We start from the raw sequence: 17,288 nt of genomic DNA, 5'->3' as shown, positions 1-17,288 counted from the left end.
CCACAATCGCGTCGTTGCTGCGTCGCGCAAATAGTTACATCTGGTAGTGCCGGCCGCTGGCCGGCGCTTGCCGATCATTTTTCGTACCGGCCAACGGCCGGTACCTACCTGTCATTTTCCGTACCGGCCAACGGCCGGTACCTACCTGTCATTTTTCGTGCCGGCCAACCGCCGGCATCAACGACCAGGATCCGCATCGGATCGTGGCCGGCCCCATCACGATGGGTGCCGGCCAGGGCCGATCAGCGCTTCTTCTTGACCGGCTTGCCCTCGCCTACGGTCTGCTCCAGCCACCGCTCGCTTTCGGCCAGCATGGTCATGATCGATTCGCGCGCGCGGTAAGCATGCGATTCGTTGGGCAGCATCACCAGGCGCGAGGTACCGCCCAGCCCCTTCACCGCGGCGAACATGCGCTCGCTCTGGATCGGGAACGTGCCGGAATTGTTGTCGTCCACGCCGTGGATGAAGAGGATCGGGTCCTTGATCTTGTCGGCATAGTTGAACGGCGACATCTTCTGGTAGACGTCCTGCGCCTGCCAGTAGTTGCGCTCTTCGGCCTGGAAGCCGAACGGGGTCAGCGTGCGGTTGTACGCACCGCTGCGCGCGATGCCGGCCTTGAACAGGCGGGTATGCGCGAGCAGGTTGGCGGTCATGAACGCACCGTAGGAGTGGCCACCGATCGCGATGTGCTCACGGTCGGTCACGCCACGCCGCACCACTTCATTCACGGCCGCCTCGGCATTGGCGATCAGCTGCGGCAGGTAGGTGTCGTTCGGCTCCTTGTCGCCCTCGCCGATGATCGGCATCGAGGGGCTGACCAGCACCGCGTAGCCCTTGGCCAGGAACGCCTGCGGGCCCCAGTAGCTGATCGCGTTGAAGCGGTACGGGGAATCGGTGACCTGGCTGGCGGCCTCGGCCGTCTTGAACTCGCCCGGATAGGCCCACATCAGCAGCGGCAACGGACCGTCCTTCTTCGCGTTGTAGCCCGGCGGCAGCATCAGCGTGGCGGTCAGGTCGACGCCATCGTTGCGCTTGTAGCGGATCTGCTCCTTGCTCACCCCACGCAGCTGCGGCAGCGGGTGCTGGAAGTGGGTCAACGCCTTCGGTGCGGCGGTGGCATCGGCCAGCGACTGCACGTAGAAGTTGGCCGGCTCGTCGGGCGATTCACGGGTCAGCAGCAGCGAGGTGCCTTCCTGGTCAAGCAGCGCCACCGGCGCGGCGTAGGACGGCGCCTGCGAGTGGAACAGGCGGGTGGTCTGCTTGCTGTCCAGATCAAGGCGATCCACGAACGGACGGTCGCCTTCCGGCGAGGCGCCCAGCCCGTACAGGAAGATGCTGCGGCCATCGGCGCTGACCTGCAGGCGCGAGCGACCGTTGACGTCGCGCACCAGGCCCGGGCGGCCCGGGTCGTTGTAGCGGTCCTGGGAGGAACGCGCCGACAGCAGTTCCGCCGCCTTCTCCGGCTGGTCCGGCGCGATCCGCCACTGCTTGACCTCGCGGTTCTTCCACCACGATTCGTTGAGCAGCGCCAGATCGCCACGGCCCCACTGGATGCCCGCGTAACGGCTGCCCAGCTGCGCCAGCGTCACCGGCGGCTTATCGAAGGGGGCGGCCTGCATCAGCACCGCATCGCGCACCTTGGCCTCGCGGTTCGGGTCGCCGCCGTCCTGCGCTTCGGCCCAGACCAGGGTCGCCGGTGCATCGGCGCGCCAGTCGATCCGGCGCACGCCGGTGGCCACCGCATCGTTGCCGGTCGGCAGGCCTTCCTTCAACGGCAGGTCGGCGACGGTGTGTTCGAGCTTGCCGTCCACGGCGGACAGCACTTCGATGCGACGCGCGAACGCGCTGGCCGGCACCAGATAGGAATACGGACGCACCACCCGCTCGCTCAGCAGGTAACGGCCATCCGGGGAGAGGGTGACATCCCAGTACACCCCACCGGTGGACAGCGGCGTGGTCACGCCGTTGAGCGCGACCTTGGCCGGCTGCGCGCTGGCGTAGTAGTCGAAGAGGCGGGCATCGGCCTCGTTCTTGAGCATGTCCTGGTAGGTACGGATCGTGCGCACACCGGCGTCGGCCTCGGTCTGCTGGATCGCCGGGCCGGTCGGGATGCCGCCGGCAGCCGGTGCCGCACCCTGGCCCTTGAGCTGCTGCATCACCAGCAGGCCGCGGCTGTCGGGCTGCCAGCTGTAGCCATCGCCCATCACCGTGTTCAGATCACCGACCAGGCGGCGCGCCGAACCGGCCTCGACATCGACGATCCACAGCTCATTGGTGCGGGTGGCCGCTTGCACCTGGTTGAAGGCGATGTACTTCTGGTCCGGCGACCAGGCAAAGGTGGCGATCGACAACGGCTGCGGCAACCCGCTGATCTGGCGCTCCTTGCCATCGGCGACGCTCATCAGCCACAGCTTGTCGGCGAAGCTGAAGCGGCTGGCCGAATGCGTGGCCGGGTTGATGCGCAGGCCGGCCAGCTTCAGTTCGGGCTGGGCCACGTCGTTGATCGACGGCAGCGGCGGTGTCTGCAGCAGCGCGGCCAGGTCACGGCGCGGGGACAGGCTCAGGGTCGGGGCACGCGGCGCATCGACCACGGCCTGCAGGGCCGGCGACGGTAGCTCGTAGCCGCCCTGATCGCCCTTGGCGGCGGCTGCGGTCGGCGCAGTGGTCTTCGCGGCCGGGGCGGCGGCCAGCGCCAACGGCGGCACCGCCAGCAGGGCCAGTCCGAGGATCAAGGTATGGCGCCACTGTGGAGCGCGTCGACCGGGGGTGCGTGTCATGGTGTGTGCCTGTGCTGATACGAACCCCCGACCTTAACAGCCGCGCGCCGATCGCCCCCCTGCCGATGGTTGGGGGCAGGGACCGATTCATGCCAATGCAACCGGCCGCGATATAATGGGTGACCCTCCACCGAGGGGCGCTGCGACCGTTCCGGACCTTCTCCGGGGGCGGCCAGGCTCGGTGGCCAGGATTGGTTCCAACGGCGCCCGGCGAACACGAGTATCGACTCGTCATTACACCGGAGCTTTGAATGAACGCTGTTGCCAAGACCTTCTCCACCGAAGGCGATTACAAGATTGCCGATATCTCCCTGGCCGATTGGGGCCGCAAGGAGCTGGACATCGCCGAGCATGAAATGCCGGGCCTGATGTCGATCCGTCGCAAGCACGCCGCCACCCTGCCGCTGAAGGGCGTGCGCGTGACCGGCTCGCTGCACATGACCATCCAGACCGCGGTGCTGATCGAGACCCTGAAGGACATCGGCGCGGACGTGCGCTGGGCCTCGTGCAACATCTTCTCGACCCAGGACCACGCGGCGGCGGCGATTGCCAAGTCGGGCACCCCGGTGTTCGCCTGGAAGGGCGAGTCGCTGGAGGAATACTGGGACTGCACCCTGGACGCACTGACCTTCACCCTGCCCGACGGCACCCTGACCGGCCCGGAGCTGGTGGTGGACGATGGCGGTGACGTGACCCTGCTGATCCACAAGGGCTATGAGCTCGAAAACGGCAGCGACTGGGTCAACGAGAAGGCCGCCTCGCACGAAGAGCAGGTCATCAAGAACCTGCTCAAGCGCGTCGCCAAGGAGCGCCCGGGTTACTGGGCCCGCGTGGTCAAGGACTGGAAGGGTGTCTCCGAAGAGACCACCACCGGCGTGCACCGCCTGTACCAGCTGGCCCAGGCCGGCACCCTGCTGATCCCGGCGATCAACGTCAACGACTCGGTCACCAAGAGCAAGTTCGACAACCTGTACGGCTGCCGCGAGTCGCTGGCCGATGGCCTCAAGCGCGCGATGGACGTGATGCTGGCCGGCAAGGTCGCCGTGGTGTGCGGCTACGGTGACGTGGGCAAGGGCTGCGCCGCGTCGCTGCGCGCCTACGGCGCGCGCGTCGTGGTCACCGAGATCGATCCGATCTGCGCCCTGCAGGCCGCGATGGAAGGCTTCGAGGTCAACACCCTGGAATCCACCCTGGGCCGTGGCGACATCTACGTCACCACCACCGGCAACAAGGACATCATCCGCATCGAGCACCTGAGCGCGATGAAGGACCAGGCCATCGTCTGCAACATCGGCCACTTCGACAACGAGATCCAGGTCGATGCGCTGAACGCGCTGGCCGGCGTGCAGAAGATCAACATCAAGCCGCAGGTCGACAAGTACATCTTCGACAACGGCAATGCGATCTTCCTGCTGGCCGATGGCCGTCTGGTCAACCTGGGCTGCGCGACCGGCCACCCGAGCTTCGTGATGTCCAACTCGTTCGCCAACCAGACGCTCGCGCAGATCGACCTGTGGGCGAACAAGGACAGCTACGAGAAGAAGGTATACCTGCTGCCGAAGAAGCTGGACGAAGAAGTGGCGCGCCTGCATCTGGAAAAGATCGGCGTGAAGCTGACCACCCTGAGCCAGGAGCAGGCCGATTACATCGGCGTGCCGGTGGAAGGTCCGTTCAAGCCGGAGCATTACCGCTACTGATCGGCGTGCCGGTCCAGCTGCGTTGAAACAGACGGGCGCCGAAAGGCGCCCGTTTTCGTTGGATCGCGGTAGGTACCGACCGTTGGTCGGTACAGCGGTTCCGGTAGGTACCGACCGTTGGTCGGTACAGCGGTTCCGGTAGGTACCGACCATTGGTCGGTACGGCAGTTCCGGTAGGTACCGACCGTTGGTCGGTACGGCGGTTCCGATAGCCTCGGTCAAGCCAACACTCCGCGCACCACGCTACGATGCCGCCATGACGCCCGCCATCAACCTGCTGAAGCAATCCGGCATCGCGCACACCGTGCTGTCCTATCACCATGACGCCGCCGCCGACTCCTACGGTGGCGAGGCAGTGCAGCAGCTCGGCCTGGATCCAGTGCAGGTATTCAAGACGCTGCTGGCCAGTACCGAGAAGCACGAGCTGCTGGTGGCGATCGTGCCGGTGAGCGGCACCCTTGACCTGAAGGCGCTCGCCGAAACAGCCGGTTGCAGGAAGTGCGAGATGGCACAGGTCGAGCAGGCACAGCGCGCCACCGGTTACCTGGTCGGCGGGATCAGCCCGCTGGGGCAAAAGAAAAAGCACCGCACCTTCCTCGATGCCAGCGCGCAGGCGCTACCGACGCTGCATGTCAGCGCCGGCCGGCGCGGGCTGGAGGTGGCGCTGGCACCGGCCGATCTGCTGCAGCTTACTGGCGGCAGCTACGCGAGCATCGGGAAAGCACGTTGACCGGTAGTGCCGGCCGCTGGCCGGCTCCCCGTGACGCTTGCCTCATGCGTCAGACAGACTGAGGAGCCGGCCAGCGGCCGGCACTACCCGTCGTCTTCGATCAACGTGCCATCGCTGCGGCTCCAGCGCCTCAGGGCCGCCAGTTGGCGTTGCTGTCCCAGAACGTCACGGCGCGCTGATACGCCTCGCGATCCAGCGGCACGCCCGAGCCACCCTCTTCCACGCCCAATGCGTTGCGCATCATGGTGATCGGGGCCATCGGCACTTCCTCCGGCTCGGCGGTGTAGATGCAGCCCACGATGCCCCAGTCCGCATCGATGGGCGAGCCCTCTTTGGCCAACTGCTCGGCGCTGTACAGGATCACCACCAGGTAGTTCGCGCGCGGCGATTCCACGCCTTCGAACCAGCGCACCAGCACCGGCAGTTCCTCGCGGTTGCGCGCCTCATAGCCACTGCGCAGCTGGTGACGGTTGCCCTCCGTGATCGGCACGCTCAGGCAGCGCGTGGAGGTCCAGTTTTCGTACACATGCAGTTTGCAGAAGGGCGCGTAGCCATCGAGCACCTTGAACGGCGCATGCGTGTTGAGGTGCTGTTCGAACTGCTCGGCGGTGCAGTCCTGGATGGTGTTGCCGCGCGGCACGCGCGGAAACAGGCGGGGACGGGCGAACGCAGTGAGAACGATGGACATGGGCACAGTCAGGCGGTGGAGATCCCCACAGGGTAACGCGTGCGGCGCGTGCCCTACAGCGCCAGCCGCTCACGCAGCTCGCGGGCCTGCCGCCGCGACACCTCCACCTGGCTGCCATCATCCAGGGTCAGGTCGTAGCCATCGCCGAGGGACGGTTCGATCGCACGCACACGTCGCAGATTGACCAGCGTGTTGCGGTTGGCGCGGAAGAACAGCGCCGGCGAAAGCCGTGCCTCCAGCGTGCTGAGGCTGCGTGCCAGCACCGCGTTCTGGTCGCGGAACCACAGCCGCGCGTAGTTGCCGTCAACCACGACCTTGCGGATCTCCCCGAGCGCCACGAACCAGCAGCGCTCCCCATCGCGCAGGAACACCTGATCCTCGGCACCCAGCGCATCGCGCACGCTGTCCGCCGCAGTGGGGGCGGCCGGTGCCGAGAGGCGCTCCCGGCCGCGTTCCAGCGCCGCCTGCAGGCGGCCTGCCTCCACCGGCTTGACCAGGTAGTCGAGCGCGTTGGTTTCGAAGGCGCGCACCGCGTACTGGTCGTAAGCGGTGACGAACACCACCATCGGCACCGTCTCCAGAGCCTCGAGCACATCGAAGCCCTCGCCCGAGGGCATCTGCACATCGAGCAACACCAGATCGGGCTGCTCGCGCAGGATCGCCTCGCGGGCCGCGGGCACGTCGTCGGCCTCGCCGACACACACCACCCACGGGATCGCCGCCAGCAGGGTACGCAGCTCGCGGCGCGCCAGTCGCGCATCGTCCACGATCAACACCCGCAGTAAGGCGCTCATTGCTGCACCTCCAGGCGGGCCAGCATGCGCTCACCCTGTCGCTCCAGCAGGAACGTGCCCCGGCTGGATGAAGAGGGCGCCGCGTCGATGCCCAGCTGCGCGCGCAGATAGGCCAGCCCGATGCCGTGGCCTTCGCTGCTGGCGTCGTGCGCGGCGGGATTGTCCACCGCCACCCGCAGCCGGCCGCCATCGAGGCGCACGCGGATCGTCAGCTCACCGCCGCCGGGATGGACGGCGATGCCGTGCTTGATCGCATTTTCCACCAGCAGCTGCAGCGCCATCGGCGGCAGCCGTGCGGACAGCGCGGCCGGCTCGATGTCGGTGTGAACGCGCAAGCGGTCCTCGTAGTGGATCGCCTCCACCGCCAGGTAGTCCTGTACCACGCGCCACTCCTCGGCCAAAGTGACCCAGCCCCCGTCGGTATGCACCAGGGCGTGCCGCAACGTGCTGGAGAGATGGGTGACCATGTCGCGTGCACGCGCCGGGTCTTCATTGATCAGGGCGCGCAGGTTGTTGAGCGCATTGAACACGAAGTGGGGATTGAGCCGCGCACGCAGCGCCTGGTGCTCCAGCGTCGCCCGCTGCGCTTCGGCGCGCAGCTGCGCCATCTCGCTGTGGCGCGCACGCTGCAGCGCGCGGCGGCCGGTCCACAGTGCGCACCACACGCTCAGAACGATGGCGGTGCTGAGCCAATAGTTGAAGATGTCGATCGGCCTGTAATAGGCGCGTTGCCCGGGCAGCTTCACCCACTCCCAGGCCACCGCGGGCAACAGCACAGCCGCGGTAGCGAGCTGGATGGCGGCCGCGACGATCACCACGGCCAGCGTCATCCGCCACGTGATTCCCAGCAGATCGCGCTGCAACCAGGCATGACGAAGCGCCCAGGCGCGAATCGCTGCGCTGCCGGCGAACAGACCAAGCGCGACCATTACGTAGATCAGGGTCCCGCCGGACCAGTTGCCGCGGTAAGCGATACCCATGCCGAGGCTCAAGCCCAGGTAGCAGGACCATAGACCCGCATTCGCCCACCAGAAACCGGTATCGCGTGCTGTCCGCTTCTCGCTCATCGTCTCCACGCCGGCCTCGATCAGGGCGCTGCAGGCAGATCAAGGAAGCCCCGGATCTGCGTCTGCAGCCAGCGCGGATCATCCCACATCAGGAAGTGGTAGCCGGCGCGGCTCATCTCGATCCGCACGCCGGGCAGCGCGGCGTACTGGGTGGCGAATACCTGCCGCGTACTGGCTTCGGTCGCACCGAACGGCTGATAGGCCGCCCACGCGCCCAGCACCAGCACCGGGGCCGTGATGCCGGCGATCGGCTGGCGCAGGTCGGTCATCGTCATCGAGTACATCGCGTTGGCGGTGGTGGCGCGGTCACTGTCGCGTCCCCACAGCTTCAAGGTCGCAACCTGCTCGGGGGCGTGCGCCATGTTGGCAACGGCGGCGTCGGTCTGCGCCGCGTACTGCGTGGCGTCGGCGGCAAGCATCCCGGCCCGCATCTGCTCGGCCATCGGCTTGAGCGTGGCCGGCGTCGCGGTCGGATTCTGGACCGCGCCGAAATACGGCAGGGCATCGACGATCACCAGTGGCCCGATCTTCTGCGGCGCCGCGATCGCCATCTGCAGCGCCAGCACACCACCGAGGCTGTGGCCGATCACGGCCGGATGATCGAGCTTGCGGTCCGCGCTGTAGGCCAGCAGGCGGTCACGCATGGCGCTCAGAAAGTCATCGCTGGCCACCGCAGGCGCACCGGCAAAGCCGGGCAGCTGTATCAAGTGGCATTGCACCTGTGGCTGCAGCGCGGCGCAGGTCTCGCGCCAGACCTGCGCACCGCTGTTGAGGCCCGGGATCATCATCACCGGCCGGCCGCTGCCGATCACCTCGACCTGCAGATCCTGGAAATGCTCGGTGGCGGCATGCGCGGGACTGACCAAGGTGGCCCATGCGGTCAGCGCGAGCGCGGCCAACGGGGCGATGGAGTAGAGGCGGCGGGGACGGACGGTCGACATGGCAGGCTCCTGCTGGGTGAGCATGAAGACTGCCGCGGGACGTCGCCGCCGGGGCGATTACATGAGCAGCGGCGGCAGACAGACGATGAGCGGTCGGCAGTGGCGGATGAACATCCCCGCCTCAGCGATCCGGCGCACCCACGATCGCCTGCAACGCTTCAGGCAGCGACGGATACTGGAAGACAAACCCCTCCGCCAACGCGTGCGCCGGCTGCACGTTCTGCCCGGTCAGCAGCAGCCCGCTCATTTCCCCGAAGCCCAGTTTCAACGCGAACGCCGGGGTGGTCAGTCGTGCTGGACGATGCAGCACCTCGCCCAGCGTGGTGGCGAAGGTCCGGTTGGTGACCGTGCCGGGCGCGGTGCCGTTGTAGGCGCCGCGTGCCCGGTCGGTGGTGAGCAGCCACAGGATCATCCCGACCAGGTCCTCGCGATGGATCCAGCTCATCCACTGCCGCCCATCGCCCATCGGCCCGCCGAGCCCCATCCGGAACGGTGGCAGCATCTTCTGCAGTGCGCCGCCCTCACGTTCGAGCACGATGCCGGTCCGCAGCACGCAGGTGCGCACGCCGAGGTCCTCGGCCTTGAACGCCTCGGCCTCCCACTGCCGGCACAGCATCGCGGCGAAGTCGTGCCCCGGCGAGGCGGTCTCATCCAGCGGTGCGCTGTCGCGGGGGCCGTACCAGCCGATCGCCGAGCCGGACACCAGCACCTTCGGCCGTTCGGGCAGCGCGGCCATCCAGGCCAGCAGAGCCTGCGTCGTGCCGATCCGGGAATCGCGCAACGCCTGCTTGCGTTCATCACTCCAGCGGCCGTCCATCAACGGCTCGCCCGCCAGGTTGACCACCGCCTGGACCGGACCGACCTCCTCCAGCGCTGCAACGCTGCGCACGCCCTTCTGCGGGTTCCGGCCAGGCCGCCGGGTGAGGACGATGGGGTCATGGCCCTCGGCCAGCAGGCGCGCGCACAGGCGGCTGCCGATGAAGCCGGTGCCACCGGTCACGAGAATCTGCATGGCGATTGCTCCGGAAGATCAGCGCTCACTGTACCCGGCCCGGCGTGCACGGCACATCGAAGCACTTCACATTCATCGCGATGAAGAGATATGATTGAACCACACCCGTCGACGCACCCCCGCCATGACCGCCATCAGCTTCGAGTTCTATCCGCCCAAGACCGACGAGCAGCGCGCCCAGCTGGACCGGACCGCGGCTAAGCTCAAGGTGTTCGCGCCGGAATACGTGTCGTGTACGTTCGGTGCCGGCGGCTCAACCCTCAGCTATACCTCCGAAACCGTGCGCCACCTCAAGCAGCACCATGGTTTCGAAGCCGCCCCGCACCTGTCCTGCGTCGGGGGCAGCCGCGAGGAAATCCGCGAACTGCTCAAGCTGTACCGCGCGATCGGCTGCCGCCGCATCGTCGCCCTGCGCGGCGACCTGCCCTCGGGCATGGGCCACCCCGGCGACCTGCGGTATGCCTCCGAACTGATCAGCTTCATCCGCGCCGAGCATGGCGATGCGTTCCGCATCGAAGTGGGCGCGTATCCGGAGACCCACCCGCAGGCCAACGACGCGCTGCTGGACCTGAAGCACTTCAAGACCAAGATCGACGCCGGTGCCGATGCGGCGATCACCCAGTACTTCTTCAACGCCGATGCCTACTTCCACTTCGTCGATGCGGTGCGCAAGCTGGGGGTCACCGTACCGATCGTGCCGGGCATCATGCCGATCTCCAATTTCAGCCAGCTGCGCCGCTTCTCCGAGCAGTGCGGTGCCGAGATTCCGCGCTGGATCGGCAAGCGCATGCAGGCCTACGGCGACGATGCCGACTCGGTCCGCGCGTTCGGTGCGGAGGTCGTCGCCAGCCTGTGCGAACGCCTGGTCGCTGGCGGTGCGCCGGGCCTGCACTTCTACACGCTCAACCTGGCCAAGCCGACCACCCAGGTCCTGAAACTGCTGCGCGGCTGAGGCCGCCACGCATCGCTTGCAGATAACACCCACGCCGCTACGCTGCTGCGATGAAACCGCTCGTGTGGCTCCTGCTGTGTGCACTGTGCCTGCCCTCGCCGCCTGCCCTGGCGCAGGCACCGCAGCGCGTGAACCGCTGCACCAACGCGCAGGGCGAAACCGTCTTCACCGACCGCCGCTGCGATGCACTGGGTGCCACCTCACGACTCCCGCCGCGCACCGCGAGCGTCGGCAACACCGGCATCTACCGCGCCGGCTGCGCGCGCCGGCTCAGTGAACTGACCGGGCAGATCCGCGACGCGGTCAGCGCGCAGGACGTGAACCGGCTGTCCTCGATCTACCTGTGGAGCAACGTCTCCAACGCCACGGCGAACCAGATCATCGGTCGTCTGGAATCGGTGGTGCAACGCCCGCTGATCGACATCGCGCCGGTCTACCCGGACAGCACGCCAGTATGGGTGGACCCGACACTCGCCGCTGCGGGCGCTGTGGAGGCCCCCTCGCGGCCCCGCCCGGTCGGCCTGCGCATCGAACAGACCCTCGGCAGCACCGCCACCCCGGCCAGGACCGTATTCGGCCTGCGCCGTCAGTACGGCTGCTTCTGGATCACGCTGTAGCCGGCCACAGCGATCGGATCGCCGCAATGCCCTGCGCCCCGTGGCGGCGCGCCTCCTCGATATCACCGGGGGTCATCCCGCCGAGCGCATACAGCGGCAACGACACCTGCTCGCGCAGCGCCTCGAACGCCGCCCAGCCCAGCGGCGGCGCCCCCGGATGGCTGGCCGTCGCCTGCACCGGCCCCAGCACCGCGAAGTCGCAGCCCAATCGCTGCGCCGCCTGCAGCTGCGCCAGATCGTGGCAGGACGCGGCCACCAGCTGACCCACCGGCAGCGGCCGCGCGTCCAGCGCCAGCAGCTGCTCACTGCCCAGGTGCACCCCGACCCCCAACCGACCGGCCAGGTCGATATCCCGGTTGACCAGCCACTGCGTGCGCGGCCCATGCTGCTGGATCACCCGCTCGGCCAAGGCCACCCGTGCCGGACTGGACGGCGTGCGCAGCTGCACCCGGCGCACCCCGCTTTCCAGCGCCTGCGCCAGCCGCCCCAGCCAGGCCTGGTGGAGGCTGTCCTCCTCCCCCTCCGGCTCCGGCGTGATCAGATACCGGTCCGGCTGCCGCAACGCCGCCACCACCGGCAGATCCGCCGGCGGCATCGAATACCGGTGCAGCTTGTCCGGCGCCACCCAGGTGATCGCCTGTCCCTCGCGGCCCCGCGGCGAGCCCTTCCAGCTCTGGATCCGGCGCACCTCCAGCCGCAGCCGCTTGTCCGGATAGATCTGCGGCACGTCCATGATCCACTCACCGACCTCGGCCTCGATCCCCAGCTCCTCGCGCAGCTCCCGCACCAGCGCCTCCTCGGAGGTCTCGCCGGGCTCCCGCTTGCCGCCCGGGAATTCCCACAGGCCGGCCATATCGCGGTTCTCGGTACGACGGTTGAGCAGGATGCGGCCACGGGCATCGGTGATGACGCCGGCCACGACATGGATCGAACGAAGGGGAGATGACATACCCCGAGGATGCCCAAACCGGGGCCCGTGACGCAATGCCCCTGCGGGTAGTTGTAGGGGCTCGTTGTGGCTCGTGGTGGCGTCTCCGCTCGGAGCTGCCGCGAGCGTAAGGGCCCCGCAGCGACCGGCAGGCCCCTCGGCAAATGTCCCCCGGCCGCCGCCTGGCGGCGACGGCCTCCTCCTTGATTTTGCCCAGGAGCCTGCCGGCCGCTACGGGGCTCGCGCGCGGTAGGAGTGAGGAAAAGCGGACCTTGCTGTTGGGCGCCAGTAGTCTCGATACGTGGGGCGCGATGCCCTTGTGGGCGAAATCAAGGAGGAGGGGACGGCCGCAGGCCGGCACCGGGGGACATTCGCCGACAAGGGCATCGCGCCCCAGCGCCCGACCCAGCGACCGCCGTGCCTGGAAGGGTCAACGCGCACCACATACCTGCCACGCGGATGGAAGAAGAACCAAAAAAAAGCCCCGCACAAGGCGGGGCTTCTTCGGCACGTCCAATCAGCCGATCAACTCAGCTGACCATGGCAGTGCTTGTACTTCTTGCCGCTGCCGCACGGGCACGGATCATTGCGGCCGACCTTCGGCTCATCGCGGGTGACCTGCGGCACGCCGTTCTGCGCCGCCTCCACCTGCGCGGCCTCTTCGTCCGCACCGTAACCGCCCGCGTCCTGATGCTGGAACTGCGACTGCAGCAGACGGGCCTCCGCCTGCTGGCGCTCGGCCTGTTCCAGTGCCGCCACTTCCTCTTCGCTGCGGATACGCACGCGCGCCAGCAACGTCACCACTTCGCGCTTCACGTTCTCCAGCATCTCCGAGAACAGTTCGAAGGCTTCCTTCTTGTATTCCTGCTTCGGCTGCTTCTGCGCATAACCGCGCAGGTAGATGCCCTGGCGCAGGTAATCCATGCGCGCCAGATGCTCCTTCCAGCTCTGGTCCAGCACGGTCAGCATCACGTGCTTCTCCAGCGCGCGCATGGTCTCGTCACCCACGCCGGCTTCCTTCGCCGCGAAGTGCTCGTCGACCTTGGCCTGCACCTTCTCGGCGATGCCCTCGGCATCCAGCTCTTCGTGCGCCTTGACCAGGTCGGTCAGCGACATGTCGATGCCGAAGTCCGACGCCAGCGTTGCTTCCAGACCCTGCAGGTCCCACTGCTCGTCGATCGAGTTCGGCGGCACGAAGCGCGCCACCACATCGAAGATCACATCGCCACGGATGCCATCCACGTTGTCCTTCACCGACTCCGCATCCAGCAGCTCATCGCGCTGGCTGTAGATCACCTTGCGCTGATCGTTGTTGACGTCGTCGAAGTCCAGCAGGTTCTTGCGGATATCGAAGTTGTGCGCTTCGACCTTGCGCTGCGCCTTTTCGATCTGGCGGCTGACCAGGCGATCCTCGATGACGTCGTCTTCTTTCATGCCCATCATGCGCATCGCCTTCTGGACCCAGTCCGAGGCGAAGATGCGCATCAGGTTGTCTTCCAGCGACAGGTAGAAGCGGGACGAACCCGGATCGCCCTGGCGGCCCGAACGACCACGCAGCTGGTTATCGATACGGCGCGACTCATGGCGCTCGGTGCCGACGATGTGCAGGCCACCGGCCGCCTTGACCGCATCGTGACGGACCTGCCACTCGGCCTTGACCTGGGCGCGCTGTTCCGGCGTCGCCTCTTCGCCCAGCTCATGCAGCTGCGCTTCCAGCGAACCGCCCAGCACGATGTCGGTACCACGGCCGGCCATGTTGGTGGCGATGGTCACCGCGCCCGGCATGCCGGCGTTGGCGATGATCGTCGCTTCGCGGTCATGCTGCTTGGCGTTGAGCACTTCGTGGTGCACACCGGCCTTGCGCAGATGCTCGGACAGCATCTCCGAGGTTTCGATCGAGGTGGTACCCACCAGCACCGGCTGGCCGCGCTCGTTGCAGGCCTGGATATCGGCCAGCACCGCGTTGAACTTGCCGTTGCGGTTGAGGAACACCTGGTCCGAACCGTCCTTGCGGATGGTCGGGCGGTTGGTCGGGATCACCACCACTTCCAGGTTGTAGATGCTCTGGAATTCGTAGGCTTCCGTATCGGCCGTACCGGTCATGCCGGACAGCTTCTTGTACATGCGGAACAGGTTCTGGAAGGTGATGCTCGCCAGCGTCTGGTTCTCGCGCTGGACCGGCACGCCTTCCTTCGCTTCCACCGCCTGGTGCAGGCCATCGGACCAGCGGCGACCGGCCAGGGTACGGCCGGTGAATTCATCCACGATCACCACTTCACCATCGCGCACGATGTAATCCACGTCGCGCTGATAGATCGCATGCGCACGCAGGGCCGCGTTGAGGTGGTGCACCACGGTCAGGTTCTGCGCGGCGTAGAGGCCTTCGGTCTCGGCATTGAGGATGCCGGCTTCGACCAGCAGTGCCTCGGCATGCTCCATGCCCGCTTCGGACAGATGGACCTGCTTGCCCTTCTCATCGACCCAGAAATCGCCCTCGCCCTCCTCGGCCTCCTGCTTGATCAGGTGCGGGACGACGCGGTTGACACGGATGTACAGCTCCGGGGAATCATCGGCCGGGCCGGAAATGATCAGCGGGGTGCGGGCTTCATCGATCAGGATCGAGTCGACTTCATCGACGATCGCGTAATGCAGGCCGCGCTGGTAGCGGTCCGCACGGGACAGCGCCATGTTGTCGCGCAGGTAATCGAAGCCGAATTCGTTGTTGGTGCCGTAGGTGATGTCGCTGGCATACGCCTCGCGCTTGTCGCCGTGCGGCATGCCCGGGTAGACCACGCCCACGCTCATGCCCAGCCAGTTGTAGAGCTTGCCCATCTGCGCCGAGTCACGGCGGGCCAGGTAGTCGTTCACGGTGACCACGTGGACGCCCTTGCCTTCCAGCGCGTTCAGATACACCGGCAGCGTGGCGACCAGGGTCTTGCCTTCACCGGTGCGCATTTCGGCGATCTTGCCCAGGTGCAGGACCATGCCGCCGATCAGCTGCACATCGTAATGGCGCATGCCCAGCACACGGCGGCTGGCTTCACGGCAGACCGCGAACGCTTCGGGAAGCACCTTGTCCAGGGCCTCACCGTCAGCGATGCGCTGCTTGAACTCCGGGGTCTTGGCCTTGAGCTGCTCGTCGGAGAGCTTTTCGATTTCCGGCTCCAACGCATTGATCTTGGCGACGATGCGGTTGAGCTGGCGCAGCTGTCGTTCATTACGACTGCCGAAGACGCGGGTAAGCAGGCTGTTGATCATTGAAGGAACCGGTTGGAATGAGACGCCCCAACGGCGGCGCTCTCCCCAGGGGATGCGCACGCCGCAAACGAAACAGGGCGCACTGCGCCCTGTCTATGGCAACACCCATTGTAGCTTGGGACGGGGGTCCGGCGTTTCAAGCACCCCCGTTCAAGTTCATTACCGTGATCAGCCCCGCGAAACGCGGCCGACCGGGGTGTTGCCGCCATCACCGAGGAACTTGCGCGGATTGACCACCTGGCCGCGTTCCCAGACCTCGAAGTGCACGTGGGCACCGGTGGAACGGCCCGTGGAACCGGCCTTGGCCACTTCCTGGCCGGCCCGGACCAGATCGCCCGGCTTCACCACCAGGCGCGAATTATGCGCATAGCGGGTCACATAGCCGTTGCCATGGTCCACATCGACCACGTTGCCGTAGCCGCCCTTCACACCGGCAAAGCTGACCACGCCGTCGGCCACCGACATCACCGGGTCACCGACCTTGGCGTGGAAATCCATGCCCTTGTGGGTGGCCGCACCACGACCGAACGGATCGCTGCGGGTGCCGAAGTTGGAGGTGATGTAGGTATTGCGGATCGGCATGCGCGAGGGCACCGCGTTCTGTTCGAGCTGGTGGTCGAACATCAGCGATTCCATCACCGACAGCTGGCGGCCTGAAGCAGCAAAGCGCTGCTCCAGCACCTGTAAGTCGGCGTTGACCGCGCTGACCGGGATGTCCTGGGTCGGGCCGGGCTCACCTTCACCGAGGCCGGGGGTCTCGTTGAAGTCGAATTCGCCGTCTTCCAGTTTGCCCATCTGGGTGAGGCGTTCGCCCAGGGCATTGAGACGGGTGGCCTGCGCCTGCAGCTCGCCCATCCGCGCAGCCAGCGCGTTGACCTGGGTCTGAGCGTCCTTCTGGGCCTGCGCCAGCTCGCGTTCCTGCTGTGCGACCTTGGCGTGGAGCCGGGAATCGTTGAACATGCTGCCACCGATACCGGCACCGAAGCCGATCAGGCAGCCCACCCCCAGCACACTGCCCAGCAGGGCCCGGGGGGAATCTTCGAAGTAGAAACGCAAACGCGCCAGCGGCGTCTTGGCCTGTCCTTCACGCGTTTTGATTACGATCTTTTTGAATGCCATCAGTGAGTTTTCATGTCTGAGCCGAAATCCAGTGCCCGTTCCCCATCCACGCCGAAGCCGGCGCTGGATGCGGTCATGGCGGACAAAGCCGGTAACCCGCTGCGTCGTGCCTTGTGGCTCGACGCGCTGGACCGTCAATTGCGCCCCCATTTGCCGCCTGCACTGGCCACCCGTTGCCGGCTGGCGAATGTAAACGGCGAGCACCTCGTTTTTCTCGTCGAATCTCCCGTGTGGCATGCCAAGGTCCGGCTTGCCGAAGCACAGTTGATCGACGCGGCCCGGTCCATCGGGCTGAAGGTCACCAAGGTGACCGTCAAAACAGCATCTGCCCCTCCCCCACGCTCCCCAGCGGTCGACAACAGGAATGGCCCCCACGCTGTTTCAGCCGCCACGCACAAAGGGCTACGCGACGCGTTGGCTTGTCTGCGCGATGTGGATTCCTCCAAATCGTGAAGCCATCGGGGCATCCCGCCCCTTCCCGGCCGCGTCACGATCACGTGAACTTTGGCTGGGAGCCGGTCTGCACTGTAGCGGCGTCAGTGCCGCCAGTCGTTAGTGTTTTATTAAATTAACGTTAAATTCGGCAGAAACCTTGATGAGGTTCACAAATCTGTGCGCTGTGCACCCCTACGGTTCATTGACGTCAAGATCACGCCGCCTTCCATCGGCCTGGACCGCAGGAAACAGAAACGGCGCCCCAGGCGCCGT

At 66.6% G+C, this 17,288-nt stretch carries 14 protein-coding genes and 1 riboswitch; of the genes, 5 read left to right on the top strand and 9 right to left on the bottom strand.

Annotated features, from left to right (window positions below; translation table 11 throughout):
- Positions 1 to 242: 242 nt before the first annotated feature.
- Entirely contained in the window at positions 243 to 2,777 is a 2,535-nt protein-coding gene (locus ABE483_RS12495; protein WP_346481797.1) for a prolyl oligopeptidase family serine peptidase, read from the bottom strand.
- 126 nt (positions 2,778 to 2,903) lie between these two features.
- Positions 2,904 to 2,993, top strand: a riboswitch (S-adenosyl-L-homocysteine riboswitch).
- A 35-nt stretch (positions 2,994 to 3,028) separates the two neighbouring features.
- On the opposite strand from ABE483_RS12495, the gene ahcY reads away from it, so the two are divergent.
- Together ahcY and ybaK are read left to right on the top strand one after the other, a co-directional pair.
- The gene (gene ahcY / locus ABE483_RS12490; RefSeq protein ID WP_313210192.1) at positions 3,029 to 4,474 is read left to right on the top strand and encodes an adenosylhomocysteinase; all 1,446 of its coding nucleotides are present in this window, start codon (positions 3,029 to 3,031) and stop codon (positions 4,472 to 4,474) included.
- Positions 4,475 to 4,730: 256 nt separating this feature from the next.
- Positions 4,731 to 5,204: a Cys-tRNA(Pro) deacylase gene (ybaK, locus tag ABE483_RS12485; RefSeq protein ID WP_346481796.1), complete on the top strand. Its 474-nt coding sequence runs from the start codon at positions 4,731 to 4,733 to the stop codon at positions 5,202 to 5,204.
- A 130-nt stretch (positions 5,205 to 5,334) separates the two neighbouring features.
- Here the strand turns inward: ybaK and ABE483_RS12480 are convergent, their stop codons facing one another.
- The 5 genes from ABE483_RS12480 to ABE483_RS12460 all read right to left on the bottom strand — a co-directional run bounded on the left by ABE483_RS12480 (position 5,335) and on the right by ABE483_RS12460 (position 9,706).
- Complete coding sequence (locus ABE483_RS12480) at positions 5,335 to 5,892, bottom strand: DUF3228 family protein (protein ID WP_346481795.1); 558 nt, start codon at positions 5,890 to 5,892, stop codon at positions 5,335 to 5,337.
- Positions 5,893 to 5,945: 53 nt separating this feature from the next.
- Complete coding sequence (locus ABE483_RS12475; protein WP_346481794.1) at positions 5,946 to 6,686, bottom strand: LytTR family DNA-binding domain-containing protein; 741 nt, start codon at positions 6,684 to 6,686, stop codon at positions 5,946 to 5,948.
- Positions 6,683 to 7,666: a histidine kinase gene (locus tag ABE483_RS12470; RefSeq protein WP_346481793.1), complete on the bottom strand. Its 984-nt coding sequence runs from the start codon at positions 7,664 to 7,666 to the stop codon at positions 6,683 to 6,685. Before ABE483_RS12470 ends, ABE483_RS12475 begins: the two co-directional genes overlap by 4 nt.
- A gap of 107 nt (positions 7,667 to 7,773) precedes the next feature.
- The gene (locus tag ABE483_RS12465; protein ID WP_346481792.1) at positions 7,774 to 8,694 is read right to left on the bottom strand and encodes an alpha/beta hydrolase; all 921 of its coding nucleotides are present in this window, start codon (positions 8,692 to 8,694) and stop codon (positions 7,774 to 7,776) included.
- Between the two features lie 121 nt (positions 8,695 to 8,815).
- Positions 8,816 to 9,706, bottom strand: coding sequence for a TIGR01777 family oxidoreductase (locus ABE483_RS12460; protein WP_346481791.1), 891 nt, complete (start codon positions 9,704 to 9,706; stop codon positions 8,816 to 8,818).
- 124 nt (positions 9,707 to 9,830) lie between these two features.
- Between ABE483_RS12460 and metF the strand changes: the two genes are divergently transcribed.
- Positions 9,831 to 10,658 carry a methylenetetrahydrofolate reductase [NAD(P)H] gene (gene metF, locus ABE483_RS12455; RefSeq protein WP_313219979.1) on the top strand — a complete coding sequence of 276 codons (828 nt, stop codon included), beginning with the start codon at positions 9,831 to 9,833 and terminating at the stop codon, positions 10,656 to 10,658.
- A gap of 50 nt (positions 10,659 to 10,708) precedes the next feature.
- Positions 10,709 to 11,275, top strand: coding sequence for a hypothetical protein (locus ABE483_RS12450; RefSeq protein WP_313219980.1), 567 nt, complete (start codon positions 10,709 to 10,711; stop codon positions 11,273 to 11,275).
- Here ABE483_RS12450 and ABE483_RS12445 read toward each other — a convergent pair.
- From ABE483_RS12445 to ABE483_RS12435, 3 genes are all read right to left on the bottom strand, one after another.
- Positions 11,265 to 12,224, bottom strand: a complete 960-nt coding sequence (locus tag ABE483_RS12445) for a Nudix family hydrolase (protein ID WP_346481790.1) — start codon at positions 12,222 to 12,224, stop codon at positions 11,265 to 11,267. The genes ABE483_RS12450 and ABE483_RS12445 overlap by 11 nt on opposite strands.
- Positions 12,225 to 12,728: 504 nt before the next feature.
- Entirely contained in the window at positions 12,729 to 15,461 is a 2,733-nt protein-coding gene (gene secA / locus ABE483_RS12440; RefSeq protein ID WP_313210213.1) for a preprotein translocase subunit SecA, read from the bottom strand.
- A gap of 168 nt (positions 15,462 to 15,629) precedes the next feature.
- Positions 15,630 to 16,580, bottom strand: coding sequence for a M23 family metallopeptidase (locus tag ABE483_RS12435; RefSeq protein WP_019182479.1), 951 nt, complete (start codon positions 16,578 to 16,580; stop codon positions 15,630 to 15,632).
- 12 nt (positions 16,581 to 16,592) lie between these two features.
- Between ABE483_RS12435 and ABE483_RS12430 the strand changes: the two genes are divergently transcribed.
- Entirely contained in the window at positions 16,593 to 17,033 is a 441-nt protein-coding gene (locus ABE483_RS12430; RefSeq protein ID WP_282258203.1) for a DUF721 domain-containing protein, read from the top strand.
- Positions 17,034 to 17,288: the final 255 nt, after the last annotated feature.

The sequence above is a fragment of the Stenotrophomonas sp. TWI602 genome (genome assembly GCF_039674045.1).
Taxonomy (GTDB): domain Bacteria; phylum Pseudomonadota; class Gammaproteobacteria; order Xanthomonadales; family Xanthomonadaceae; genus Stenotrophomonas.
The sequence above is the reverse complement of the archived record's forward strand: the minus strand, read 5'-3'. Positions and strand labels throughout refer to the sequence as shown.